Genomic DNA, 20,414 nt, shown 5'->3' on the forward strand with positions numbered 1-20,414 from the left:
GATCAATGAATATGTTAATAAAAACTAAACAACCCTCAGCTATAAGCTGAGGGGTTATAAAGTGGAATCGATTAGAAATCGATCATCATTCACAGGTTCACCTTCCTGTTCATCAATATAGTGCTGTATCATTTCATCAGTTATATTACCTGAACTGACTGCCATATAGCCCCTAGCCCACAAATGATTGCCCCAAAATTGTTTTCGTAAATGAGTAAATTCTTGCAATAAAATTCTTGAGCTAATGCCTTTTAAATACTGTACTAACTTGCTAAGAGATATTTGCGGCTTATATGAGATAAACATATGTACGTGATCACATGATATTTTCCCTGAAATTATATGTACTTCATGTTCCATACAAATCTGCCTCAGTAAATCTCTAGTCCTTTCCGATACTTTGCATATCAATATTCTCTTCCTATATTTTGGTATCCATATAAGATGCACTTTTAAATCATACTGACTATGACTATTCTTTCTATAACTTCTCATATTTCTTGATATAAATTCATTGCTAAAGCAATTTCATTATATCTTCCCTTCGCCTAAAGGCGAGGGATTTTTGATCCCCGAAGGGGGACATTAATAGTGTAATAAATTTTTCTTAATAAATCAAATTAATTTTATTATTTAGTTTGATTATACTTGAAATAAGAGCATGTTATTATGATTTAGTCAAGATAATCTAGTTGAAAACTAAACAACCCTCAGCTATAAGCTGAGGGGTTATAAAGTGGAATCGATTAGAAATCGATCATCATTCACAGGTTCACCTTCCTGTTCATCAATATAGTGCTGTATCATTTCATCAGTTATATTACCTGAACTGACTGCCATATAGCCCCTAGCCCACAAATGATTGCCCCAAAATTGTTTTCGTAAATGAGTAAATTCTTGCAATAAAATTCTTGAGCTAATGCCTTTTAAATACTGTACTAACTTGCTAAGAGATATTTGCGGCTTATATGAGATAAACATATGTACGTGATCACATGATATTTTCCCTGAAATTATATGTACTTCATGTTCCATACAAATCTGCCTCAGTAAATCTCTAGTCCTTTCCGATACTTTGCATATCAATATTCTCTTCCTATATTTTGGTATCCATATAAGATGCACTTTTAAATCATACTGACTATGACTATTCTTTCTATAACTTCTCATATTTCTTGATATAAATTCATTGCTAAAGCAATTTCATTATATCTTCCCTTCGCCTAAAGGCGAGGGATTTTTGATCCCCGAAGGGGGACATTAATATTTTTTCTATTGAAGTTTATATTATCATTTCCTTTTATTCTTTTCTTTTAAAAAGAGTATAAAATTGCTATTTTAAAAGAAAAGAACTACATAATGCCATCATTTGAACAAACAAAAATCTTACCTTATAAACCTCAGGAATTATTTAATTTAGTTTGGGATATAAAATCTTATCCTAAATTTCTACCTTGGTGTGTAGCTAGCAGGGTTATTTCAGAAAATAGTGAAGAAATCGTCGCGGATCTTGTGATTCAGTTAAAAGGTTTTTCAGAAAGTTATCGTTCTCATGTTACTAATAAAATAATAGATGATAAAGAATATTTCATTAATACCTTGGCTATTTCTGGTCCTTTTAAATATTTAAAAAGTACTTGGCAATTTACTTCTCATCCTATAGGGACTGAGCTAAAATTTTTTATTGATTTCGAAATGAAGTCTAGAATGCTCGAGAAATTAGTTGGTAGCTATTTTATTAAAATAACCGAAAAAATGATTGTAGCTTTTGAAGAAAGGGCGAGAGGAATTATTAAGTAAGGTAAAGAAACTTTAATTTTACCTTACTTAATTGATAGAAAACTTATAATACAGCTTCTATAGCATTTCCTGATAATTGCATGTCGGTACTATAAACATTATCATAAACAAAAGTTGCAGCTGCGGCTGCTCCATTTACTGCACATAAAGTATCTTCATAAACTGTAGAACCTGCGTCATATAATGCATGAGCAGTATTTTTTATGCACTCTACTACATTTTCAGAATTAGCAGCTACTGTAACTGCTACAGTACCCATCATACTAGCTGTAGGGTGGAAAAATATTGTACTAGCAAGGCTTTTTACTATTACCTTTGCAAATTCTGGTAAAGCAAACCCAAAGGCATATCCTGTCATTACTGATCCAGATATTTCTTTAAAATTAATAAGACCTAAAAGAATTTGTAGTAAAGTTTTTACGGCGTAACTTGCTGCTTCAGCAGAATGCTGACCACAATTTATAGCTTATTCTTGAGTATTATCAAGGTGCGTTTTACTATTACTAGCAAAATAATTAAACATTTTAGAAAACATTAACTTTCTCCATTGTTAAGTTGAATTACCATATTTTATGGTTTCTAGAGCTTAAGTAAAAACTACCATAAAGCATATTTAAATAAATGTCAACCACTTAGTTAAATATTATTAATAATTCATTTCTTATTTAGAGCAACTAGGTAAATTTCTGTTGATTCTTTGCGGCTGGATGATGGTTTAAAATGTTTGACAGTAGAGAATTCGCGTTTCACTTTGTTTAAAAGCTCATTTTCAGTCCCACCACGAAAGATTTTGGCAATAAAATGACCAGAAGGGTTTAAGACTTTTAAAGCAAACTCAAAAGCTTGCTCGCATAAAAGCAAGGTTCTTATATGATCGGTAGCTTTATGACCTATAGTATTTGATGCCATATCACTCAATACTATATCAGCTTTGCCTTTTAAAGCTTGTATAATCAATTCTTCAGTATCTTTTTCAAAGAAATCTTTTTGAAAAGATTCAACTCCAGGAATTGGTTCGATTTCAAGTAAATCGACTGAAATTATTTTATTTTTTAAATTACCATCCGTAGCTTTAATGAGCTTAGAAGCTACTTGACTCCATCCTCCTGGAGCTGCTCCTAAATCCACTACTTTCATATTTGGAGTAAAAATTTTAAATTTTTCATGAATTTCAAGGAGTTTATATGCAGCTCTTGATCTAAAGCCCTCAATACGTGCTTTTGCAACATAAGGATCATTTAACTGACGCCTTAGCCAGTTACTAGAAGAAACAGTGCGTTTTTTAGAAGTCTTAACTCTAACAAACTTATTTCTATAACCGCTTAAATTATTTGTCATAAAATCTTTTATTTTTGTGTGCTATTTTATCTAATATAGAATTAACAAAGCCTATTTCGTGATCATTTAGCATATCATTTGCTATATCTGTATATTCATTAATTATTACTTTAGTAGGTATATCTGGAAAAAATAATAATTCACATATACCACTGCGTAATAAAGCCTGTAGCAAAATAGGTATGTGATTTTGGTTTTTATCATTTACCAGATGATTACTTATAATTTCATCTATTTTATCAATATTTTCAAATACCAACTTTACCAACATTTTAAAATGACTTATAGTTAGTGATATTTTTATGGGTGAATCAGTCATAGAGGTATCGTTGCGATAAAAAGAAAGTACATTTTCTATTATATCATCTATATTATCATTGTTCCGTAACATATGTTGATATATAGCTTGTATTGCTGCAATACGTGCAATCGACTTCTTATTGATTTTATTTGAACTCATAAAAAGAAATAAAGTTTTAAATATACTATACTTTAAAACTACTTATTTGTATACTCGTTTAATTTGAAAAATTGGCTACATCGTTCTACAAATACTGGGGTACTCACGTATTTAAGTATACGCTCCGTGTCTCGCACTTATGGACTGATTACTCTTTTTCAAATTAAACTTCGTCTACCTACATATTAATAATAAAAAAATTATGTTATCTATAGTCGGATTTATTATAACAATTAGTATCTTGGTGTTTATCCACGAGCTAGGGCATTATGCAGTTGCAAGGTTCTTTAATGTAAAAATCAAAGAATTTTCGATAGGTTTCGGCAAAGAATTAATCGGTATTACAGACTCAAAAGGGGTTAGATGGAAAATTTGTTTATTGCCACTTGGTGGATATGTTAAGATTTATGGTTATGATCGAAACATTATGGATAAAGCACAAGAAATAAATGAAAAAGTAGCGTTTTATGCTAAATCCTGTTTTGAGCGTTTTTTAATAGTTGCAGCAGGACCTTTAATTAATTATTTACTCGCCATAATAATATTTGCTGGATTTTATTTCTGTTTCGGTAAACCAGAAATTCAGCCTGTAATAGGGGAGGTAATAGCTGAATCACCAGCAGAAAAAGCTAATTTGCGAGAGGGCGATAGAATTGTTAAAGTCAATAATAAAGCAGTTAAAGATTTTATTGATGTACAAAAAGAAATACTAATTAATGGTTTAAATTCTTCTACTTTATTAATAGAGCGAAAAGGGGAAGAATTTACTGTTAGTATAATTCCTGAAGAAGTAGTTGTAGAAAAAGCTAGAAAAATACTGCGTATTGGTATTATGGCTAAAAATGAACCTGTTCACACTAAAATAGGGATATTATCAAGTTTATCAGAAGCAATATTTAATACTATAGATGTATCGGCGGTAACTTTAAAAGCAGCATTACAAATGATTGTAGGAAAGCGATCAGTAAGTGAAATAGGTGGACCGGTAGCTATTGCAAAAGAATCAGGAAGAACTTTAGAGCATAGTATAGAGATGTATTTACTATTTATAGCAATGCTTTCAGTAAATTTAGGACTACTTAATCTGTTACCTATACCGGTACTTGATGGCGGTCATTTAGTATTCATATTATATGAAGCAGTTACAGGTAAATTACCGAATATTAAAGCTAGAAATCTTTTATTACAAATAGGTATAATGATAATAATTTTCCTTACTGTAATTTCTTTTTCTAACGATATAAAAAATTTATTCTCTTAAGTGGGTAGATTTACTTGCTCTAGTTAATATTATTTACTATAGTGTACGTTTAACGCAAAAATTTTAAATAAATCTTATAAGAAGGTTTTAGGTGATAATCAGGTCAATTATTAAATTAACAATTTTAACAGTAACAATTTTTTATTATAACATTTCCTTAGCAGATTCAGTTATTCGTAAAATAACTATAGAAGGTAATCATAGAATTGAACGCTCTACTATTGAGAGCTATTTAAAGCTAAAACCTGGTGAAAGTTATAATAGTTTAAAAGAAGACGAAGCAATAAAACGCTTATATGCTACTTCACTTTTTAGAAACATCAAAATGGATATGTCAAGCGATGGTAATTTAATTGTTAGCGTTACTGAAACTCCATTTATAAGTAGCGTAGTGTTTAGAGGTAACTCTAAAATAAAAGCTAATATGCTATCTAAAGAGATTTATACAATGGCAGGTGAGTCTTTAAGCCAAGCTAAAATTGAATTAGATGTAAAAAAAATATCAGAAATCTATAAACGTAGTGGTCGTTTTGCTACTATAGTAACACCTAAAATTGAAGATTTAGAAAATAATAGAGTTAAGGTTATTTTTGATATCGCAGAAGGACCAAAAACTGGTATTAAATATATTTATTTTAGTGGTAATGAAAATTATAGCGATTCAGAGCTTAAATCTGTTGTTTTAACTAAGGAATCTCGTTGGTTTCGTTTCTTAGATAGTAATGATACTTATGAACCTGATCGTATTGAATATGATAAAGAATTATTAAAAGAATTCTATCAATCAGTTGGTTTTGCAGATTTTAGAGTAATTTCAGTATCAGCTGAGTTAAATAATACCAAAGAATATTTCGTTCTTACATATTCTCTTGAAGAGGATGAAAAATATAATTTCGGTAATGTTACAATAGAAAACAAATTAACCAATATTGATATAACTCCTGTTAATAAAATTGTCAATATTAAGCAAGGTAGTGTTTTCAATATGAAAACAGTTGAAAATATTGCTGATAAAATTGGAGAATATTTTACAGCAGTGGGCTATCCAGCAGTGAATGTTTATCCTGATATTGTAAAAAATCCTGATCATACAATTAATATTAAATTTATTATAGAGAAAGCCGATAAAGTTTATATCAATAAAATTAATATTATTAATAATCTTAAAACTGAAGATCATGTTATAAGAAGAGAGTTTAAATCTGAAGAAGATGATATACTAAACCGTTCTTATATTGAAAAAGGAGAACGTAATCTTAGAAACTTAGATTATTTTGAGAAGATAGGAATTAGTTTTGCTCAAGCAAAAACTAAAGATAAATATGACTTAAATGTTGAGGTTGATGAAAAATCTACTTCTTCTGTTGGTTTTGATTTAGGGTATAACACCACAGGTGGGGTATTTGGACGTTTCTCTTTCTTAGAGCGTAACTTAGTAGGTACAGGTAAAATACTTAATGCTGGTGTGCAAGTAAGTAAAAATACTACAAGCTATTATGGTGGTATTACTGACCCACATTTCTTAGATCGTGATTTATCTCTAGGTGTAAGCGGATTTATCAATAAAAGCGGTCGTGGTCAGAGTGTGCTTTCTAACACAGATCAAAATTATAGACAGCATTCTGTAGGTGGTAAAACTTCCTTAGGTTATGAAATTAAAGAAGATTTAAGTCACGAAATAGATTATTTAATTAAACGTGATACCTTGAGTGCTCCATCTCCATCAAGCTCAATATTTTTACAGGAGCAAATGGGTAAGTTTATTACTTCTGCTATTGGTCACACTATTGCTTATGATCAAAGAGATAGTAAAATTATTGCAAAGAATGGTTATTTAGTAAGTATTAGTCAAGAATATGCGGGTATTGGAGGTGATAATAAATATCTGAAACATGAAGTTGATGGTAAATATTATAAATCTTTCATACAAAATAAGCTTACTTTAAAACTATCTGCTTCTGGAGGTGATATTGCAGCACTCGGCGGACGAGTTATTAGAATTTCAGATCGCTTTAATTTAGGTGATTATAGCTTAAGAGGTTTTGCTAGCGGTGGGGTTGGACCACGCGAGAAAGTTACTAACGAAGGTTTACGCGGTAAAAGATATTATACATTTTCTACTGAACTTAACTTCCCAACTCCAGTACCTGAAGAATTTAACCTCACTGGTGCGGTATTTATGGATTTAGGAAGCTTATGGGGAGTAGGCTTAAATAAAGCGAAATATCAAAGTCCAAATGGTATCTATAATGATAAGTCACTTAGGGCTTCTGTTGGTTTCGGATTTATTTGGGTAACACGCTTTGCACCAATTAGAATGGACTGGGGTTTTGCGGTTAAGAAGAAGAAATATGACGATACGCAGCATTTCCACTTAAGATTTTCTACGCATCTTTAGTATTGTAATCTAGTTTGTTTCAGGCTTTATTGTATAGCTTGAAAAAAGTGTAAAATGTCATCCTAAAATGGTCGTTGTGCTTGCGTGAAGTAGTTTTTCCTTTCTCATCCCGTGGCGGCATTGTCCGCATGGATTATTTCCTCCTGTCATCCCGTGATTTATTCACGGGATCCAGTTAAAAATATTAATATTATTGATATTTTTAGTTGTTTTTCTGGATCTAGTTCCCAAGCAACTAGATGACTACCTTAGGGCGTTTTCCGATCCACGCAAGCAAATCCTCATGCGGGAATGACATCGAAGCAATAGATATCGTCATTGCGAGGAAAAACTATAAGTTTTGTACGTGTGCAATCTAGTAAAATGCATAGCATTTTTATTATTTTTCCTGGATTGCCACGCTCCTTGCAGTGGTATAGCTTATGACGATATCTATACTTGATTAGTAATACCAAAAAATTAAATTAATTTTCCTTTATAGAGCCTAGTACTTCCACAATAATACTTTCAAAATAATTTTTTTATTTTAAATTCTTGCCGATGTAGCTCAGCTGGTAGAGCGGCGCATTCGTAATGCGTAGGTCTGGGGTTCAAATCCCCACATTGGCACCGTAAACACAAGATGAATTATTAACAATCCTACATAATTAAACTCAATTGGATTTGGCAACATGCATTAATACAAACGCTTATAACTAATAGGCAAACTGGCGAACAACTAGCTATCTGATCTCAATTCAGGATATACTGCTAATAAATGAAAAGTTGGGTAGACGAAGTTTTATTTGGAAAAGGGCATGGAGTCTGTAAGCCGAGGAGCAGAGCATACAAAGGTACGTGAGCATCTGAGGATTTACAAAGACGACATAGCCAATTTTTCAAATAAAACGATTATACTATAGTCGGTTCAATTTGATGATTTAATAGAACTAATTAATTCCATTATCTCATTTATTTCAAAAAGGTTGCATATGTTGTTTAAGTTATCATCTATATTAATTTTATCAAAAGCTTTATAATGTTCTTGCAAAAGTAAATTTTCTAAATAGTTAGTAAGCGAATCAGCAAATTTTTGATTAGTATAAGTTTTTTTTTGCTTTTTAAAATCTTCTAATAACACTAGGTTGTCCTTAGAATCATTCGCATGGATAACATTACTCTGATCGGATTGAGTAAAATAATTATAAATTCTTTGTATTTTATCAGTATATTGATAGTTAAGCATGTAATCAATTTTACTATAAAGATATATTGATCTTAAAAACATTAGATTTTGATATTCTGGAATTTTAGGATAGAGATATTCACCTTTCCAATGAGTCCATAAATTAGATGAAAAAAAACCTAAAACATATCCTCCAGCATAATGTAAATTATTAAACTTTATATCATCTTCTTCAAATAAAGAAGACAAAGCTTTTGAAAATGAGTCAACCATCTCTTTTATTATAGTTTGAGTATCAATTTTAATAGAAATATTAGGATATTTCCTAGTTACTTCTTTTTGAAAAACTTTAAAAGTAGGAAGTGCTACTTTTTTAATGTCCCCCTTCGGGGATCAAAAATCCCTCGCCTTTAGGCGAAGGGAAGATATAATGAAATTGCTTTAGCAATGAATTTATATCAAGAAATATGAGAAGTTATAGAAAGAATAGTCATAGTCAGTATGATTTAAAAGTGCATCTTATATGGATACCAAAATATAGGAAGAGAATATTGATAGGCAAAGTATCGGAAAGGACTAGAGATTTACTGAGGCAGATTTGTATGGAACATGAAGTACATATAATTTCAGGGAAAATATCATGTGATCACGTACATATGTTTATCTCATATAAGCCGCAAATATCTCTTAGCAAGTTAGTACAGTATTTAAAAGGCATTAGCTCAAGAATTTTATTGCAAGAATTTACTCATTTACGAAAACAATTTTGGGGCAATCATTTGTGGGCTAGGGGCTATATGGCAGTCAGTTCAGGTAATATAACTGATGAAATGATACAGCACTATATTGATGAACAGGAAGGTGAACCTGTGAATGATGATCGATTTCTAATCGATTCCACTTTATAACCCCTCAGCTTATAGCTGAGGGTTGTTTAGTTTTGAATATTCTTCTTTTTTTCTCTGCATGAGTGAATCTAATCTAGAATGTTACTATGGTACTGTAAGAAAAATAATTTAAACTAATCACTCACCCAATCGCCCTTATCGTTTTTATGATATTTCTTTTCCACAGCTGACCATGCTACTTTATGTGCAACGGTTTCTCTAGAATCGTTATCCCGTCTTTTTTCAGAAGATTTATATTGTTCAAATGCATGGTTAAAAGCTTCACGATAAATATCTTGAGCATGTTTTGGAAGATGATTTTTGACTGAATCGGGTAGGTCGGTATTGTTTTTGTAAGGCATAAAAAACCTCTGATAATTATTGATACTAATAATTTATAACATCAGAGGTTTTATTTCTAGAAAAAAGTTAACTTAATTTTATGACCATAAACTTTTCATTTTGTTAAAAAAGCTTCCGTCATTTTCTTTTTCATTTACGGATTCTTTTCTCAATTCTTCTAATAATTCTTTTTGTCTTTTTGATAAATTTTTAGGCACCTCAACATGCACATGTGCAAGCATATCGCCTCTAATAGTTGATCTTATTTTAGACATACCTTTGCCACGTAATCTTAGCTGATCACCATTTTGTGTACCTGCCAGAATGGTTAAATTAACTTTGCCGCCTTCGATTACCGGCACCGCTACTTCTCCGCCAAGGGCAGCATTTACAAAACTAATAGGTAATTTGCAATGTAAATTTGCTCCATCTACCTTATAAATATCATGAGGCTTTATAGCAATATCAACATATAAATCGCCATTATTGCCGCCTCTAATACCAGCTTCGCCTTCGCCTGGATGTCTTATTCGAGTGCCATTTTCAACACCTGCGGGAATATTTATCGATAAGTTTCGCTGCTTATGATAACGCCCCAAGCCGTGGCATTTTTTACAAGGGTTCTTGATGATTTGACCATTACCTTGACATTTATGACAAGTTTGTTCAATCATAAAAAAGCCTTGCTGAACTCTAGTTGCACCTACGCCGCCACAAGCATCGCAAGTAGTTGCAGTTTCACCTTTTTCAGAGCCGCTACCATGACAAGTGTCGCATTTTACTTCACTGGAAAAACTGATATTTTTCTCTATGCCGTGAAATGCTTCTTCTAAATTAATCGTAAGATTATATTTTAAATCAGAGCCTCTAACCTTGCTTGAAGTTGGCTTTCTTCTGCCACCACCGCCCATAAAGTCGCTAAAGAAATCACCAAATATATCGTTGATATCAGCACCGAAAGGATGACCGCCTTGACTGCCAGCTCCGCCTCTTGCTTGTTGATTTTGGAAAGCATCATGTCCAAATCGGTCATAAGCTGCTCTTTTCTGCTCATCTTTCAAAACTTCATAAGCGGCATTGATTTCTTTAAATTTTTTCTCGGCGTTTGTATCCCCAGCTGCTGCATTGTCAGGGTGATATTGTTTAGCTAGCTTATGATAGGCTTTTTTAAGATCAGCACTGCTTGCTGTTTTGCTAACTCCAAGGATTTGATAATAATCTTGTGACATGAAATTATATTATATGGTTTAATGTCATTCCCGCGTAGGCGGGAAGTAAGTAAAGATATATAAAAACAAGTTTTTATACGTCTATTTTGCTAAATAAGTAATTTTATGTAAGGTTGTTTTTTCTGGATTCCCGCCTATGCGGGAATAACCCAGAAACCTTAACATATTAATATAATTACTTCTTCTCTACATCTTCAAAGTCTGCGTCTACTACTTTTTCGTTGCTAGCAGTATTTTCTTCAGAAGCACTACCAGCAGCACCAGCATCGCTTTGTGCTTTATACATTGCTTCGCTGATTTTCATACTAGCAGCGGTTAAGCTTTCTGTTTTTTCTTTAATTAATGCAGCATCTTCTGAATCTAAAACAGCTTTTAAAGCAGATAAAGCATCTTCTACCGCTCCTTTATCTTCAGACGATAATTTATCGCTATAATCTGTTAAAGTTTTTTCAGTAGAATAAATTAAGCTATCAGCAGCATTTTTTGCTTCAATAAGCTCTTTACGCTTTTTATCCTCATCGGCATTTTTCTCAGCATCCTTAACCATTTGCTCGATTTCCGCATCGCTAAGACCGCCAGAAGCCTGTATTGTGACTCTCTGCTCTTTACCGCTAGCTTTATCTTTAGCCGAAACATGCACTATGCCGTTTGCATCAATGTCAAAAGTCACTTCTATTTGCGGCACGCCACGTGGAGCAGGAGGGATTCCTTCTAGATTAAACTGACCAAGCATTTTATTATCTTTTGCCATTTCACGCTCACCTTGGAATACCCTAATAGTTACTGCGTGCTGATTATCATCGGCAGTAGAAAATACTTGGCTTTTCTTACTTGGGATCGTGGTGTTACGATCGATTAATCTTGTAAATACGCCGCCTAAAGTTTCAATACCAAGAGATAGAGGTGTAACGTCTAATAATAATATATCGGTTACTTCTTTATTTAATACACCACCTTGAATAGCTGCCCCAAGAGCTACAACCTCATCAGGATTCACGCCTTTATGTGGAGCACGCCCGAAGAATTTTTCCACCGCATCTTGTACTTTCGGCATTCTGGTCATACCGCCAACTAGAACTACTTCTTGAATATCGGCAGCTTTTAAGCCTGCGTCCTTTAAAGCTTTGCGGCAAGGTTCTATGGTTTTCTCAATTAAATCATCAACTAATTTTTCAAGTTCCGCTCTAGTAAATTTAATATTTAAATGTTTTGGACCGCTACTATCAGCTGTAATATAAGGCAAATTAATATCGGTAGTTAATGCAGATGACAATTCTTTTTTAGCTTTCTCAGCTGCTTCTTTTAAACGCTGAAGTGCAAGTGGATCGTTACGTAAATCAATCCCACTTTCTTTCTTGAATGTATTTATTAAATGCTCTAATACTCTTGTATCAAAATCTTCACCACCAAGGAATGTATCGCCGTTAGTTGATTTTACTTCAAAAACACCATCACCAATTTCAAGGATTGAAACGTCGAATGTTCCGCCACCAAGATCATAAACCGCAATAGTTTTACTTGCTGATTTATCAAAACCATAAGCAAGAGCTGCCGCAGTTGGTTCGTTGATTATTCGTAGAACCTCAAGCCCTGCGATTTTACCAGCATCCTTTGTTGCTTGACGTTGTGCATCATTAAAATAAGCAGGCACAGTAATAACTGCTTGTGTTACTTTTTCACCTAAATAATTTTCAGCTGTTTCTTTCATTTTTTGTAAAATAAAAGCACTAATTTGGCTAGGTGAATGTTTTTTCCCTTCAACTTCAACCCATGCATCACCATTATCAGCTTTAACTATATTATATGGCACTATTTCTTGATCTTTTTTAACCATTGGATCGGTAAAATTTCTACCGATTAATCTTTTTACTGCATATACAGTATTACGCGGGTTAGTTACAGCCTGTCTTTTAGCAGACTGCCCAACTAATTTTTCACCATTTGCGAAAGCTATAATCGACGGTGTAGTTCGCTCACCTTCAGAGTTTTCTATTACTTTTGTCTCCTTACCTTCCATCACTGCAACGCAAGAGTTGGTGGTTCCAAGATCTATACCTATTACTTTTCCCATAAATCCTCTATTAATTTTTTATTTTGTTTATTGCTTTTTATTTGATATAGTGCTGATCTAATGATTTTACAAGAGGTGGGAATGAAAAAATTATTAATTTTACCAAAAATTTTATTTATCGTTAATCTATTTTTATTAAATAATATAGTTTTAGCGTCGCCGGAAATAAGTAGTACTATATTTGAAAAAGCTAAGAAAGCTATTGTGACGATTGATACTAGAATTGCTGTATCAGCTTATGAAGATACAAATAGCTGGACAGGAACCGGATTTATTAATGATAAGAAAAATGGTTATATAATTACTAACACTCACGTTATTGGGCTTAGTGCAATCGGTACTTATTTTGTTACCTTTTATAATGGTGAGCAAGCTGAGGCAAAATTAATATATTATGATATTTGGCAAGATTATGCCGTTCTAAAGGTAGTAAGTAACGATATACCTGACTCCGCAATGGAAATACCATTTTCTAGCGAGTCTCCAAAATTAAACCAGAAAGTTTTTGTAGTCGGTAACACCGAAGCACAAGGCTTTTCTTTCCATACTGGATATTTGTCTGATCTATATAATATTGATGGTATGATGCCGCAAGGTACTTATATAATTAATTTAAATATTACTGGTGGTGCTAGTGGCTCACCAGTGCTAAACAATAAAATTGAGGCTATAGGCGTATTATATGGTGGTGGTAAGACCCACTCTTTAGCATTGCACGGCGATTATGTAATCCGCACTTTAGAAAGCTTGAAAAATAATAAAGAGCCAACAAGGCAACATATAGGAATAATAAGTGATCTATATTCTTTAAATAAAGCTGTTAGACATAATAATTTCCCTAAAGAGGAAATGGATAAATATATAAAGAAATTTCCCGATAGCAGAAATAGAGTTATAAGCGTTAAGACAGTTTTAGCAGGTTCACCTGCTGAAAAAGTTTTGAAAGCCGGTGATATTATTTGGGCTATTAATGATAAAGAGCTAGGCGGTAATTTAGCAATGCTCGATAGAGAAATGGATAATTCTAAAAACGCCGTTACGAAGCTTATTATATTCCGTGATGGGAAAAAGCTTGAGCAAACAGTAAATCTATATAACGTCAATAATAATAAAATCAGTAGAATGGTAAATTTTGGCGGTGCTATATTTTTTGAAGTAGATGATTATTTTAGTAATAAATCAGGCATTCCGCTTAAATCCCTAGCTATAGCTTCTGTTCAGTCCGGTAGTAGTTTTAGCTCTATACCAACATTTTTTACTAAAGACTATAAAAATGTTTACAGACTACAAATTTTTGAGATGAAAGATTTAAAGCTAAATAATCTTGATGATTTAATAAAGCTTATGCCAAATATTACTAAAGATAAATTTATAACTATAAGGTTTAAAAATTACCAACCATATTATGCTCATTTTGGTTACAATGAAATTATTTCGTCTCATGATGAAATGAGTGCGGATATAACTCTAGATTCCATAGATACTAAGCCGTATATACTCAAATATAATAATGTTTCTCATCAATGGGATGCAGAAAATATAAAGCTTCAGTAACTAGTTTAGTTGTGATAAATTAACAATCGTTAATCAATTAAATAATATCAAATTCAACTCTCTTTATTGTGTTATTTCTTCTAAATTTATAAACTTTAAATTACTAAGAATTTAATTTTTATCAATTTAGGAGAAATGATGACTAAATATATACCTAACTTAAACTTACCTCCCAATAGTAATGAGAATGATATCTATAACTCAATTACACCTAGAAAGGAAGCAGCAATTATAGAATCTTTAATTTTACAAGAAAAATTTCAGCCATTAGATTTACAATTTCTTAAAACAGCAAGTCTTCTTAAAAAAGAAAATTCTAAAAGTTCTAACATGCTAAAACACTACGTTACTAGTTATGATAAAGAAATCATTGAAAATATTTTTCGTCAAGCACATGATAATGGCGAAAAGGATTTAGTAGCAAAGATGTTGGAAATAGAACCTAAATTAGAAAGATTTTGCCAAAAACAAGAACTCGAATTAGTAGGAGATGACCAACCCCCGCAAGATCAAGTTTAAAAAAGCCTAAACCATTATAATTTATTATTTTAAGCTCTAATTATTATAATTTAGGAAAAAAAATGAAGAAACAACAAAAACAATTATCCGTACCTAGTTTAGATTTAAGTGTTACAAAAAAAAGCAAATCAGAAGATTTACCACCTCCACCTAATTCTGAAGAAGATAGAATAACTACACCTACTTCAGCACCAATTCCCGCAGATTATAAAGAATTAAATTTAGAAGATTGTGAGAATTTAAATAAAAATGAATTAAAAAAATATTTTAAGTCTATCAATGAACATAATCAAAGTATTTTTTGTCAAGCAGTAGAACAAAATAAAAAAGAATTAGTAAAAGATATATTGGCAATAAATTCTGATTTAATAAATGTAAAAACTAAATTAGAAGGACATAATATTCTGCATAAAGCTCTTATGGGTATAGTAGATGTTAAAATGGTAAAAATATTATTGAAAGAAGAACCTTGTTTAGTAGTAATGATAGACAATCAAGATTTAACTCCTATTATGTTTGGTAAAATACATGGCTTTGGTAAAGAAGATCCAAACGAGCAAAATAGTAAAACTAAACAACCCTCAGCTATAAGCTGAGGGGTTATAAAGTGGAATCGATTAGAAATCGATCATCATTCACAGGTTCACCTTCCTGTTCATCAATATAGTGCTGTATCATTTCATCAGTTATATTACCTGAACTGACTGCCATATAGCCCCTAGCCCACAAATGATTGCCCCAAAATTGTTTTCGTAAATGAGTAAATTCTTGCAATAAAATTCTTGAGCTAATGCCTTTTAAATACTGTACTAACTTGCTAAGAGATATTTGCGGCTTATATGAGATAAACATATGTACGTGATCACATGATATTTTCCCTGAAATTATATGTACTTCATGTTCCATACAAATCTGCCTCAGTAAATCTCTAGTCCTTTCCGATACTTTGCCTATCAATATTCTCTTCCTATATTTTGGTATCCATATAAGATGCACTTTTAAATCATACTGACTATGACTATTCTTTCTATAACTTCTCATATTTCTTGATATAAATTCATTGCTAAAGCAATTTCATTATATCTTCCCTTCGCCTAAAGGCGAGGGATTTTTGATCCCCGAAGGGGGACATTAAAAAAGTAATAGAATATTATGAGAAAAAAGTTGCTAGCGGTAAAGTACCTATTAGAAAATCAAAATTAGTGTCTATTAAAGATACTAAAGAAACTCCAGATAGTTTAAAGTTTTTGCAATATTTATATGCTAAAGGAAATGAAGAAAATTTAAAATTTTATATATCTGTCAATTTAAAACAAAATAAAGATGTTTTTTATCAAGCAGTGATGTCAAATAAAAAACAGTTAGTAAAAAAAATATTAAGCTATGCTCCTGAATATATAAATTATACTAATTCGGAAGGTCATAATATATTGCATATGGCACTTAAAAATAAAGCAAAAGCAGATGCAGAAATGATAGAGATATTACTGCAAAATAAACCTAAGCTAATAACAGAGAAGAATAAGGAAAATTTGACTCCTCTTATGTTTGGAGAAAAATATGGCTTTAGTGAAGTACTATCAAAGAAAGAAATTGATAAAATAAAAGTAATACTGAAAGACTATGAGAGAGATGCTATTAGGTATGATTCGTATTTGCCTGATTCGCCTAATGAAAAAATGGTAGATTTCGAGGACGAATTATTAGGAAATGATTTAGGAGGGATTAATGGGACAACCACATAATAATGATAAAGAAGTAACACCTGAAAATACGCTACAATTATTTAAAGATAAACTGTATCTTTGTGAGAACTATATATGCTCTATGACCAAGAATAGTAGGGATAAATTAAAGTATAGTGAGAAATTAATATTAGATAAGGTATTAAATTTAGCAATTAAAAATGAAGAGTATGTAATACTTAATGAAATGATAAAACTAGTACTGTTTTAAAAAATTATATGTATGAAAAAGGGTTTATGGATGATAATAATTATTATGTCCTGCCTATGGGAGCGGATAGCTGATACGTTGAAGTTCGGCTAAGGTAAATCGTCGTTGTTCGTATATCATTCCTGTGAGAACAGGAATGATATACGTAGATTTATAATTCGGTGACTGGCATTTTGCCTAAATTTTTAACTTGATAAAATTTTGTTTCATATCCGTTATGAGATTCAGTTCGTATTAAATTTTCTGGCTGCTTCATTGCCTCTTTTACTAACTTTACTCTCTCCGAAATAAAATCTATATTAGTTGCTGTTTGTAGAGGGAAATCTTGTATTACCTCTACCTTTTTACCTCGGCTAGCAGCAGTTATTTTAATTATTTCACTATTTGCTTCATATGCATAATTTTGAATTTCATCAAAATATATGAGCTTACCATCAGCGTCAAAGCCCATTAATTGTTGTGCTTTCAATAATTCTTGTTTTGCTGTTACTACTAACTTTGCTGTTTCTTTTGGTAATGATGGTAGCTCAAATTTATTTGTTGAATTTTTTGTTTCAAATAATTTTTCGTATTGAAATTTATAATTTACTAGCTTTATTTCATTATTTGGTTTAGTAAGATTTTTAATAGCCTTAAAAAGCTATTTTCCTGTTGTGTTAAAGGTTTTTACCATATTATATGATCTTAAGTGCATATGTTTCTCTAAATTTATTTCGAGTCGGCAGTATACAAATCTTGTTTAAGTATGTCAACATAAATTAATAAGTCTCATATTAAATATTAATAAAAAGTAATTATCATAATTTCCTTTCACAAAAGCAAAATAAACTGATATTAATATAAAAAGATGTTAGGGGATTTGTTATCCTGGAGCAGAGTTGCCCGTGAATTGGGAATCGTCATTGTGAGGAGAGGCAATGCCGAGGGCAGAGGCAATCTCAGGAATATTATACTATTGCCACGCTCATTTCATTTGCTCGCAATGACACTTATAATCCAACCAGCATCTTATAATCAAAAAAAGTCTAAAAAATTATGCGTTATTTATTTATTGTTTTCCTACTCGTATTTGTAAATGGTTGTAATTTAAAACCTGTTTATAATACAGAATATAGTAATAGTGAGGTAGTTAAAAATTTAGAATCTATTGAGGTAGAGCCTATTAAAACAATAGAAGGGGCTGAATTTTATCACCGATTAACAAGTATCTTACCACAAAAAACAAAAGCAAAATATATTCTTAAGGCAGAATTAGCAGGAGCTACTACGCCTGCTACCATAGAAAAAAACTCGAATGTTTTAAGGGAGTATATTAATCAGTTAGTCAAATATCAATTAGTTGATATAGAAAGCCAAAAAATATTAATCAAAGAAAAATTTTATCAATCAACATCATATAATTCTATTTTTACCCCTTATGCTTCAAGTGTTGAGAGAGATGAAACAGGAATAGACCTTGCCTATGCGGCAGCTGAGGAAATTCGCAGCAGAATAATTTTATACTTTACTCGAAATAATAATTTATGAAATTCTATTTTTCGCAAATTAATCGTTTATTTGAATTAATAGCCAGTGGTAAGGTTAAGGCTCTATTATTATATGGTCCTGATAAAGGTTATATAGATAAAATTTGCCGTCACTTAGTGAAAAAGTTTAACATGCTGCAAACTTCTATAGAATATAGTGATCTTAATATTTCTTCTTTAGAGATATTGCTTAATTCGTCTAACTTCTTTAATCAAAAAGAATTAATTAGAATTAAAGGCGTAGGAAATTCGATCGATAAGAATTTAAAAGTAATTCTAAATGATAATTATATTAATTTTCCTGTATTTATTGGTGAAGATATTACCTCAAGCAGCAGCTTTAGAAAATTTTTTGAAACTGAAGAATCACTAGCTTCGCTTGCTTGTTATCATGATGATGAAGCAAAGATTGAGAAGATAGTTTTAGAAAAATTAGCTAAATGTAATAAAATTATAGATAGGGAAGCACTCATTTATTTAAAAAATTATTTAAAAGGGGATCATGAGTTAGTTTCCAACGAGATAAATAAGTTGATATATTTTGTGCATGATAAACAAGAAGTTAGCTTAAATGACATTAAAGAGGTGCTAAGTAGTGAGATCATAGCTAATGGTAGCGATTTAGCAATGTACTTTTCACAAAAAAATTACGTCAGTTTTTTAAAAGAACTAGATATATTAAAAAAGCAAAATATAAATGAAGTGCTGATGATTAGAGCCTTAATAAGGCATTATCTAAATTTATATATAGTGTTGTCGAAAGTAAAAAATGGGGAGCGTGTTGATTCTGCAATAAAATCGCTATCACCGCCTATTTTTTATCAGTATATTAATGATTTTACCAAAATAGCAAATAGCCTTAGTCTAGCTGAGTGCTTGAAGACTTTAAGAATATTGCAACAAGCGGAAGTGTATTATAAATTAAATCCTGCAGGGTTTGATCTTTTACAAAAACTTTTAAATAATAATGAGTTAAGTAATGAAAGAATTGATTATTAGAGATAAGTATGGTCAGTCTACGCCTATGTTTCATAAAGAGTATGAAAAATTTAGTCAATTTAAAGATAAGTATTGGGCAGTACAAGCAAAGAATGCAGCTAAAGAAGGTTTTTTATCAGAAAAAGAAAGTAAAAATTTTTTTAATAAAATATTAAAGATATATTATGTCAAGACCTGATTTTTCTGATCCTGATAAACAAATTCAAGAGATAATTAGAGTTAATCATGCTGGTGAGTATGGAGCAAAAAGGATTTATCAAGGACAGTTAAAATATACTAAATCTCAAAATGACTATGTATTAATTAAAGAGATGCTAGAACAAGAAGAAGTGCATCTAAATTATTTTGAGAAAAAATTATTAGAGAAGAAAGTAAGACCTACTGCCTTATTATCTTTTTGGCATCATTATGGATTTTTACTTGGAGCTATATCTTCCAAGATTGGTACAAAAACAGCAATGTTAGTTACGGAGAGTGTAGAAGAAGTAATAGAGAAGCATTATGCACAGCAAATAAATTATTTGGAAAATAAAAACATTGAACCAGAATTATTAGATAATATTGTAAAATTTCGGTTAGATGAGATTGAACATAAAGACACGGCTATAATAAATGATAGCGAGCAAGCAATATTTGCGAAAGCAATAAGTAGTGTAGTAAAAGCGATTTGTAGAATTGCTATTAAACTAAGCAAAAAGATTTAATCCTCACTGCTGTCATATCCAAGAAGTTCTAAATATATATTTTCTATGTCTTGAGTAGGTTGTGAATTATAAAGTTCTGCTTGTTCAAAATATTTCTTACTTTCTTCAATATTCCCAAGTTTTTTATAGCAATACCCAATCTTAGAGAGCTTCTTTCATATCGCAGCAATAGTTATCGCTACCAAAAAATTTAATTATTTCAATT

The 20,414-nt window shown here is 31.4% G+C and carries 24 protein-coding genes and 1 tRNA gene; 13 read left to right on the forward strand and 12 right to left on the reverse strand.

The window, feature by feature from the left end; translation table 11 throughout:
* Positions 1 to 54: 54 nt before the first annotated feature.
* On the reverse strand, positions 55 to 495 hold the full coding sequence (gene tnpA, locus BA173_RS05310) for an IS200/IS605 family transposase (protein ID WP_095568314.1): 441 nt from the start codon (positions 493 to 495) through the stop codon (positions 55 to 57).
* Between the two features lie 234 nt (positions 496 to 729).
* On the reverse strand, positions 730 to 1,170 hold the full coding sequence (gene tnpA, locus BA173_RS05315; RefSeq protein ID WP_095568314.1) for an IS200/IS605 family transposase: 441 nt from the start codon (positions 1,168 to 1,170) through the stop codon (positions 730 to 732).
* Positions 1,171 to 1,359: 189 nt separating this feature from the next.
* Here tnpA (BA173_RS05315) and BA173_RS05320 point away from each other — a divergent pair, with 189 nt between their 5' ends.
* Positions 1,360 to 1,800 carry a type II toxin-antitoxin system RatA family toxin gene (locus BA173_RS05320; RefSeq protein ID WP_016947660.1) on the forward strand — a complete coding sequence of 147 codons (441 nt, stop codon included), beginning with the start codon at positions 1,360 to 1,362 and terminating at the stop codon, positions 1,798 to 1,800.
* 43 nt (positions 1,801 to 1,843) lie between these two features.
* On the opposite strand, the gene BA173_RS08565 is transcribed toward BA173_RS05320, so the two are convergent.
* The 3 genes from BA173_RS08565 to nusB form a co-directional block, all read right to left on the reverse strand.
* The gene (locus tag BA173_RS08565) at positions 1,844 to 2,158 is read right to left on the reverse strand and encodes a hypothetical protein (protein WP_016947661.1); all 315 of its coding nucleotides are present in this window, start codon (positions 2,156 to 2,158) and stop codon (positions 1,844 to 1,846) included.
* A gap of 296 nt (positions 2,159 to 2,454) precedes the next feature.
* Positions 2,455 to 3,138, reverse strand: coding sequence for an RlmE family RNA methyltransferase (locus tag BA173_RS05330; protein WP_016947662.1), 684 nt, complete (start codon positions 3,136 to 3,138; stop codon positions 2,455 to 2,457).
* Entirely contained in the window at positions 3,128 to 3,598 is a 471-nt protein-coding gene (nusB, locus tag BA173_RS05335; protein WP_016947663.1) for a transcription antitermination factor NusB, read from the reverse strand. The genes BA173_RS05330 and nusB overlap by 11 nt, the downstream gene beginning before the upstream one ends.
* A 202-nt stretch (positions 3,599 to 3,800) precedes the next feature.
* On the opposite strand from nusB, the gene rseP reads away from it, so the two are divergent.
* From rseP to BA173_RS05350, 3 genes are all read left to right on the forward strand, one after another.
* Positions 3,801 to 4,859: an RIP metalloprotease RseP gene (rseP, locus tag BA173_RS05340; RefSeq protein ID WP_016947664.1), complete on the forward strand. Its 1,059-nt coding sequence runs from the start codon at positions 3,801 to 3,803 to the stop codon at positions 4,857 to 4,859.
* Between the two features lie 91 nt (positions 4,860 to 4,950).
* On the forward strand, positions 4,951 to 7,257 hold the full coding sequence (gene bamA / locus BA173_RS05345) for an outer membrane protein assembly factor BamA (RefSeq protein ID WP_016947665.1): 2,307 nt from the start codon (positions 4,951 to 4,953) through the stop codon (positions 7,255 to 7,257).
* 536 nt (positions 7,258 to 7,793) lie between these two features.
* Positions 7,794 to 7,866 (forward strand) — tRNA-Thr (locus BA173_RS05350).
* Positions 7,867 to 8,164: 298 nt separating this feature from the next.
* On the opposite strand, the gene BA173_RS05360 is transcribed toward BA173_RS05350, so the two are convergent.
* Positions 8,165 to 8,695, reverse strand: a complete 531-nt coding sequence (locus BA173_RS05360) for a hypothetical protein (RefSeq protein WP_016947805.1) — start codon at positions 8,693 to 8,695, stop codon at positions 8,165 to 8,167.
* A 194-nt stretch (positions 8,696 to 8,889) separates the two neighbouring features.
* Between BA173_RS05360 and tnpA (BA173_RS05365) the strand changes: the two genes are divergently transcribed.
* Positions 8,890 to 9,330: an IS200/IS605 family transposase gene (gene tnpA / locus BA173_RS05365; protein ID WP_095568239.1), complete on the forward strand. Its 441-nt coding sequence runs from the start codon at positions 8,890 to 8,892 to the stop codon at positions 9,328 to 9,330.
* Positions 9,331 to 9,443: 113 nt separating this feature from the next.
* On the opposite strand, the gene BA173_RS05370 is transcribed toward tnpA (BA173_RS05365), so the two are convergent.
* The 3 genes from BA173_RS05370 to dnaK all read right to left on the reverse strand — a co-directional run bounded on the left by BA173_RS05370 (position 9,444) and on the right by dnaK (position 12,951).
* On the reverse strand, positions 9,444 to 9,671 hold the full coding sequence (locus BA173_RS05370) for a ChaB family protein (RefSeq protein ID WP_016947774.1): 228 nt from the start codon (positions 9,669 to 9,671) through the stop codon (positions 9,444 to 9,446).
* Between the two features lie 78 nt (positions 9,672 to 9,749).
* Positions 9,750 to 10,880: a molecular chaperone DnaJ gene (gene dnaJ, locus BA173_RS05375; protein WP_016947775.1), complete on the reverse strand. Its 1,131-nt coding sequence runs from the start codon at positions 10,878 to 10,880 to the stop codon at positions 9,750 to 9,752.
* 175 nt (positions 10,881 to 11,055) lie between these two features.
* Entirely contained in the window at positions 11,056 to 12,951 is a 1,896-nt protein-coding gene (dnaK, locus tag BA173_RS05380) for a molecular chaperone DnaK (RefSeq protein ID WP_016948471.1), read from the reverse strand.
* Positions 12,952 to 13,011: 60 nt separating this feature from the next.
* Between dnaK and BA173_RS05385 the strand changes: the two genes are divergently transcribed.
* From BA173_RS05385 to BA173_RS05395, 3 genes are all read left to right on the forward strand, one after another.
* On the forward strand, positions 13,012 to 14,505 hold the full coding sequence (locus BA173_RS05385; RefSeq protein WP_016948470.1) for a S1C family serine protease: 1,494 nt from the start codon (positions 13,012 to 13,014) through the stop codon (positions 14,503 to 14,505).
* Positions 14,506 to 14,643: 138 nt separating this feature from the next.
* A complete protein-coding gene (locus BA173_RS05390; RefSeq protein ID WP_016948469.1) occupies positions 14,644 to 15,024 on the forward strand; it encodes a hypothetical protein in 381 nt (126 codons plus the stop codon).
* Between the two features lie 62 nt (positions 15,025 to 15,086).
* Positions 15,087 to 15,620 (forward strand): ankyrin repeat domain-containing protein, encoded by a 534-nt coding sequence (locus tag BA173_RS05395; RefSeq protein ID WP_068041854.1) that lies wholly within the window; start codon positions 15,087 to 15,089, stop codon positions 15,618 to 15,620.
* Positions 15,621 to 15,624: 4 nt separating this feature from the next.
* Here BA173_RS05395 and tnpA (BA173_RS05400) read toward each other — a convergent pair whose 3' ends face one another.
* Positions 15,625 to 16,065 carry an IS200/IS605 family transposase gene (tnpA, locus tag BA173_RS05400; protein ID WP_095568239.1) on the reverse strand — a complete coding sequence of 147 codons (441 nt, stop codon included), beginning with the start codon at positions 16,063 to 16,065 and terminating at the stop codon, positions 15,625 to 15,627.
* Between the two features lie 161 nt (positions 16,066 to 16,226).
* Between tnpA (BA173_RS05400) and BA173_RS05405 the strand changes: the two genes are divergently transcribed.
* Positions 16,227 to 16,769, forward strand: coding sequence for an ankyrin repeat domain-containing protein (locus tag BA173_RS05405; RefSeq protein WP_016948467.1), 543 nt, complete (start codon positions 16,227 to 16,229; stop codon positions 16,767 to 16,769).
* Positions 16,770 to 17,131: 362 nt separating this feature from the next.
* On the opposite strand, the gene BA173_RS05415 is transcribed toward BA173_RS05405, so the two are convergent.
* Positions 17,132 to 17,449 (reverse strand): hypothetical protein, encoded by a 318-nt coding sequence (locus tag BA173_RS05415; protein WP_143548609.1) that lies wholly within the window; start codon positions 17,447 to 17,449, stop codon positions 17,132 to 17,134.
* 566 nt (positions 17,450 to 18,015) lie between these two features.
* Between BA173_RS05415 and BA173_RS05420 the strand changes: the two genes are divergently transcribed.
* The 4 genes from BA173_RS05420 to BA173_RS05435 are packed head-to-tail and all read left to right on the forward strand — an operon-like array spanning position 18,016 to position 20,209.
* A complete protein-coding gene (locus BA173_RS05420) occupies positions 18,016 to 18,507 on the forward strand; it encodes a hypothetical protein (protein WP_016948464.1) in 492 nt (163 codons plus the stop codon).
* A complete protein-coding gene (gene holA, locus BA173_RS05425) occupies positions 18,504 to 19,505 on the forward strand; it encodes a DNA polymerase III subunit delta (RefSeq protein WP_016948463.1) in 1,002 nt (333 codons plus the stop codon). Before BA173_RS05420 ends, holA begins: the two co-directional genes overlap by 4 nt.
* Positions 19,486 to 19,683 (forward strand): hypothetical protein, encoded by a 198-nt coding sequence (locus BA173_RS05430; protein ID WP_016948462.1) that lies wholly within the window; start codon positions 19,486 to 19,488, stop codon positions 19,681 to 19,683. The genes holA and BA173_RS05430 overlap by 20 nt, the downstream gene beginning before the upstream one ends.
* Entirely contained in the window at positions 19,670 to 20,209 is a 540-nt protein-coding gene (locus BA173_RS05435) for a demethoxyubiquinone hydroxylase family protein (RefSeq protein ID WP_016948461.1), read from the forward strand. Before BA173_RS05430 ends, BA173_RS05435 begins: the two co-directional genes overlap by 14 nt.
* Here BA173_RS05435 and BA173_RS09020 read toward each other — a convergent pair.
* On the reverse strand, positions 20,206 to 20,349 hold the full coding sequence (locus BA173_RS09020; RefSeq protein WP_143548610.1) for a hypothetical protein: 144 nt from the start codon (positions 20,347 to 20,349) through the stop codon (positions 20,206 to 20,208). The two genes, BA173_RS05435 and BA173_RS09020, sit on opposite strands and share 4 nt — an antisense overlap.
* Positions 20,350 to 20,414 lie beyond the last annotated feature (65 nt).

Source organism: Rickettsia sp. MEAM1 (Bemisia tabaci) (assembly GCF_002285905.1).
Classification (GTDB): domain Bacteria; phylum Pseudomonadota; class Alphaproteobacteria; order Rickettsiales; family Rickettsiaceae; genus Rickettsia.

Bases quoted from the DNA above. Each gene is read 5' to 3' on its own strand.
- dnaK (WP_016948471.1), bottom strand. From the start codon at position 12,951: ATGGGAAAAGTAATAGGTATAGATCTTGGAACCACCAACTCTTGCGTT.
- tnpA (WP_095568239.1), top strand. From the start codon at position 8,890: ATGAGAAGTTATAGAAAGAATAGTCATAGTCAGTATGATTTAAAAGTG.
- tnpA (WP_095568239.1), bottom strand. From the start codon at position 16,065: ATGAGAAGTTATAGAAAGAATAGTCATAGTCAGTATGATTTAAAAGTG.
- BA173_RS05320 (WP_016947660.1), top strand. From the start codon at position 1,360: ATGCCATCATTTGAACAAACAAAAATCTTACCTTATAAACCTCAGGAA.
- BA173_RS05370 (WP_016947774.1), bottom strand. From the start codon at position 9,671: ATGCCTTACAAAAACAATACCGACCTACCCGATTCAGTCAAAAATCAT.
- BA173_RS05330 (WP_016947662.1), bottom strand. From the start codon at position 3,138: ATGACAAATAATTTAAGCGGTTATAGAAATAAGTTTGTTAGAGTTAAG.
- BA173_RS05430 (WP_016948462.1), top strand. From the start codon at position 19,486: ATGAAAGAATTGATTATTAGAGATAAGTATGGTCAGTCTACGCCTATG.
- BA173_RS05385 (WP_016948470.1), top strand. From the start codon at position 13,012: ATGATTTTACAAGAGGTGGGAATGAAAAAATTATTAATTTTACCAAAA.
- BA173_RS05390 (WP_016948469.1), top strand. From the start codon at position 14,644: ATGACTAAATATATACCTAACTTAAACTTACCTCCCAATAGTAATGAG.
- rseP (WP_016947664.1), top strand. From the start codon at position 3,801: ATGTTATCTATAGTCGGATTTATTATAACAATTAGTATCTTGGTGTTT.
- holA (WP_016948463.1), top strand. From the start codon at position 18,504: ATGAAATTCTATTTTTCGCAAATTAATCGTTTATTTGAATTAATAGCC.
- BA173_RS08565 (WP_016947661.1), bottom strand. From the start codon at position 2,158: ATGACAGGATATGCCTTTGGGTTTGCTTTACCAGAATTTGCAAAGGTA.
- BA173_RS05435 (WP_016948461.1), top strand. From the start codon at position 19,670: ATGTCAAGACCTGATTTTTCTGATCCTGATAAACAAATTCAAGAGATA.
- tnpA (WP_095568314.1), bottom strand. From the start codon at position 495: ATGAGAAGTTATAGAAAGAATAGTCATAGTCAGTATGATTTAAAAGTG.
- BA173_RS05395 (WP_068041854.1), top strand. From the start codon at position 15,087: ATGAAGAAACAACAAAAACAATTATCCGTACCTAGTTTAGATTTAAGT.
- BA173_RS05420 (WP_016948464.1), top strand. From the start codon at position 18,016: ATGCGTTATTTATTTATTGTTTTCCTACTCGTATTTGTAAATGGTTGT.
- BA173_RS05360 (WP_016947805.1), bottom strand. From the start codon at position 8,695: ATGGTTGACTCATTTTCAAAAGCTTTGTCTTCTTTATTTGAAGAAGAT.
- dnaJ (WP_016947775.1), bottom strand. From the start codon at position 10,880: ATGTCACAAGATTATTATCAAATCCTTGGAGTTAGCAAAACAGCAAGC.
- nusB (WP_016947663.1), bottom strand. From the start codon at position 3,598: ATGAGTTCAAATAAAATCAATAAGAAGTCGATTGCACGTATTGCAGCA.
- tnpA (WP_095568314.1), bottom strand. From the start codon at position 1,170: ATGAGAAGTTATAGAAAGAATAGTCATAGTCAGTATGATTTAAAAGTG.